The organism is Mariniflexile ostreae (assembly GCF_042427585.1).
GTDB classification, from domain to species: Bacteria; Bacteroidota; Bacteroidia; order Flavobacteriales; family Flavobacteriaceae; genus Pseudalgibacter; species Pseudalgibacter ostreae.
Genome location: NZ_JBHMFC010000090.1, coordinates 1 through 1,046, shown reverse-complemented (window position 1 = coordinate 1,046; position 1,046 = coordinate 1). Strand labels below are relative to the sequence as shown.

Annotated in this window: 1 protein-coding gene; it reads right to left on the bottom strand. The window is 48.4% G+C overall.

The genetic code is table 11. The features are described from left to right. A partial coding sequence (istA, locus tag ACFFU9_RS13320) for an IS21 family transposase (protein WP_379861975.1) occupies positions 1–920 on the bottom strand: 920 nt, incomplete at its 3' end. Positions 921–1,046: the final 126 nt, after the last annotated feature.

Genomic DNA, 1,046 nt, shown 5'->3' with positions numbered 1-1,046 from the left:
TATTTGTGGGTACTGCTCAGGTGGTCGCGATCGGTGTTATAGTTTCCCTTACTGGGGTTGCGCCGGTGCAGGGCTATCCGCTGATGGTTATAATATATTTCCACAGTTGTGGCGGTATAATGGATCTGGGCCTGCTTGCCGATGTAGCGGTAGGGTACGCTATAATAACTTTTATCTGGTGAGAAGTACACATATCCCATCTTCTGCACCTTGGCACGGCAATAGTCCTTAAGCTGGTAGGGACTTGTTGGAAGTGATTTTAAATGGCCCTTTTCTATGGACTGGAAGAGCTCCAGGCGGCTGGCCTGCTTTCTTTTGAACAGTAAGTTGTTGTAGGCCATCAACAGTTTGCAGATCTCTTTGTTGAGTTCGTTCAAGGAGAAGAAGGTCATATTGCGTAAAGGGTAATAGATGCGCTGATAGGCAAGATGGACAGCATTCTCTACAAGGGCCTTGTCCTGCGGGGAGTAGCCACGGGTGGGGTTGATCGCACAATTGTAATGCCTGGCAAAGTCCTTGAAACTGCGGTTGATATCTGCCTCATAGCGACTGGCACGGGTTACGGCCGATTTTAGATTATCGGAGACGATGGCCTTGGGAGCTCCGCCATAAAACTCCAGGGCATGTCCACAGCAGGCAATAAAATCTGCTCTCTTTTGGCTATGGCAGGCTTCCACATAGGTGTACTGGCTGTTGGGCAGGATGGCCACGAAGACTTCAACCGCGATGAGTTCCCCGGTGGACCGGTCCACGATCTGCAGTTTCTTGCCGGCATAATCGATGTACATTTCATTGCCCGGATCATGTTCCAGTTTCATGGAGCCCTTGATCTTTGCATATTTACGGTTGTAGTGCTCCATGAACTGGATATAACTATAGGGGTCTTTGGCTTGCTGTACATATTCCTGATAATGGAACAGGAAGGTGAACCCGGGATGGTTCGTATCCGTCCGGGCAACTACATTAGCTATTGGTCTTCATATTTCGTAGTGAATTCAATATCCTTGCCTTCTGCCCTTGCTTGAAGCACTATTTGTTGCATATGT